Genomic DNA, 2,191 nt, shown 5'->3' on the forward strand with positions numbered 1-2,191 from the left:
ATGCAGCTACCGCCCGACGAGGCGGTGGTGATGGTCTCCAGCGTGGCGCCGATCAAGGCCAAGAAGCTGCGCTATTACGCGGACGCCAATTTCAAGCGGCGCGTGCTGCCGCCTCCCGTGCTGGCGAACGGGCGGTACGCGGATGCGCCGCCGCTGCGCCCCGACGACTGGAGCGGGCTGGCGATTCCTGCCGTGCCCGCCGCGCCTGCGGCCGATACCGCTGAACGCTTCGGTGCCTCGACCGATGACGGCGGCCCGCGCCGTCAGCCCGAACTCTCGGAAACCGTCGCCTACGACCCCGAGCTGGCCGCACCCGCGGCCGACCTCGGGCTGCTCGATGACGACGACGACCTGCCGCTTCCCCTTCCTCGCCAGCTTGATCCGGCCATGCAGCGCACGGCCCGGCTGGCTTCCCTCGACCCCAACGACGGAATCGAGTTATGAGCCACTACCGCCTGAACCTCTTTATCCAGCCCGAGCACGCCAAGCGCCTCGATGAACTGGCCACCAAGAAAGGCGTGTCCAAGTCATCCATCGTCGCGGCGGCGCTCGCATCGTGGCTGTCGCCCGATGCCGCCGACCAGCGCGAGGCGGGCATCGCCAAGCGGCTGGATCGCCTGTCGCGCCAGGCCGAGCGCCTGGAGCGCGACCAGAACATCCAGATCGAGACGCTGGCACTGTTCATTCGCTACTACCTTACGGTCAGCACGCCAGTCCCCGAGGCGCACCAAGAGGCCGCCCGCGCCCAGGGAAAAGCACGCTTCGAGCAGTTCGTGGAGCAGTTGGGCCGCCACCTGCTGCGCGGGCGCAGCCTGGTGCGCGACGTGGTGGAAGAACTGCATCCTGACCCGATGCGGATGGAGGACGCGGCGACAGCCGCGCAAGCGCAGGAGCGTGCGTCATGAGCGCCGTTCTCCAATCTACGAGCGCCACGTCGCTCGACCGGCGCATCCAGATGCTGCGCACGGCGATGGGGCCGTTGATCGCCGCCGCGCTCGAAGACCCGGATGTGGTGGAAATCATGCTCAACCCCGATCGCACCCTGTGGGTGGATCGGCTGTCGTCTGGCCGTGCGCCGATGGGCGTGGAGATGTCTGAAGCGGACGGCGAGCGAATCATCCGCCTCGTGGCCGCCCACGTCGGCGCAGAGGTGCATCGCGGTCAGCCGCTGCTGTCAGCCGAGCTGCCCGAAACCGGCGAACGCTTCGAGGGCATCCTGCCGCCCGCAGCGCCGGCGCCTGCCTTCGCCTTGCGCAAGCGCGCCATCGGCGTGATCCCGCTGGCGCGGTACGTCTCGGACGGAATGATGACCGCCGCCCAGGCGGGCTTTCTGGTGCGCGCCGTGCGCGAGCGCCTGAACATCCTGATCGCGGGCGCCACCAGCAGCGGCAAGACGACCTTGGCAAATGCCTTGCTCTCCGAGATCGCTGCGACCGGTGACCGCGTGCTGGTGCTCGAAGACACGGTGGAGCTGCAATGCGCGGCCCGCGACCACGTGCCGCTGCGCACCCGCGCAGGCGTGGTGTCCATGACCGACCTGGTGCGTTCGTCCATGCGCCTGCGGCCGGATCGCGTGGTCGTGGGTGAGGTGCGCGGCGCCGAGGCGTTGGATCTCATCAAGGTGTGGGGCACCGGCCACCCCGGCGGCATCGCCACCATCCATGCCGGCTCCGCGCTGGGCGCGCTGCTGCGCCTGGAGCAACTGATTCTCGAAGTGGCGGTGAACCCGCCCCGTGCACTGATCGCCGAAGCGGTCAACGTGGTGATCCACATCGCCGGGCGTGGGCGCAAGCGCCGTATCGAGAGCATCGCCCGCGTCGTCAGCTTCGACGGCGTGGGCTACCGGCTGGTGGATTGGGCGGCGGACGCGCTGGAAACGCCGTTTCCCGAGCTGCCGCCGATCCCCGATGCCGCACCCGCTGCGGCGACTTCCTCGTCCCCTGACCAACCTGGAGAACTGCCATGACGCAGATGATCGTTCCTGCTTTCCGTTTTTCCGTAAATCCGGCTTTGCGCCTTGCGCGTCTGCGCTGCCTGGCCCGCCCGGCAGGGCAAGGGCTGCTGCTGGCCGGGCTGCTGCTGTTCCTGGCCGGCACCGCGCAGGCCGCCGGTTCCTCGATGCCGTGGGAAGGCCCGCTGCAATCCATCCTCGAATCCATCCAGGGGCCGGTGGCGCGCATCGTCGCGGTCA

The 2,191-nt window shown here is 69.1% G+C and carries 3 protein-coding genes and 1 pseudogene; all 4 read left to right on the plus strand.

Features of this window, described 5'->3' with window-relative positions; genetic code table 11:
• Positions 1-444 (plus strand): annotated as a pseudogene (locus tag Q0X16_RS00325) (conjugal transfer protein TraG); the annotation flags it as partial.
• Positions 441-905 carry a CopG family transcriptional regulator gene (locus Q0X16_RS00330; RefSeq protein WP_288852702.1) on the plus strand — a complete coding sequence of 155 codons (465 nt, stop codon included), beginning with the start codon at positions 441-443 and terminating at the stop codon, positions 903-905. The pseudogene Q0X16_RS00325 and the gene Q0X16_RS00330, both read left to right, overlap by 4 nt.
• On the plus strand, positions 902-1,966 hold the full coding sequence (gene trbB, locus Q0X16_RS00335; protein ID WP_288852701.1) for a P-type conjugative transfer ATPase TrbB: 1,065 nt from the start codon (positions 902-904) through the stop codon (positions 1,964-1,966). The genes Q0X16_RS00330 and trbB overlap by 4 nt, the downstream gene beginning before the upstream one ends.
• Positions 1,963-2,191, plus strand: a 229-nt coding sequence (locus Q0X16_RS00340; RefSeq protein ID WP_297829369.1) for a TrbC/VirB2 family protein, incomplete at its 3' end; no start/stop codon positions are given. The genes trbB and Q0X16_RS00340, both read left to right, overlap by 4 nt.

It is taken from the genome of Thermomonas sp., from assembly GCF_025993755.1.
In the GTDB taxonomy this organism is placed as follows: domain Bacteria; phylum Pseudomonadota; class Gammaproteobacteria; order Xanthomonadales; family Xanthomonadaceae; genus Thermomonas.

What these genes read in the sequence shown, in the direction of transcription:
- Q0X16_RS00330 (WP_288852702.1), top strand. Translation starts at nt 441, where the DNA reads ATGAGCCACTACCGCCTGAACCTCTTTATCCAGCCCGAGCACGCCAAG.
- trbB (WP_288852701.1), top strand. Translation starts at nt 902, where the DNA reads ATGAGCGCCGTTCTCCAATCTACGAGCGCCACGTCGCTCGACCGGCGC.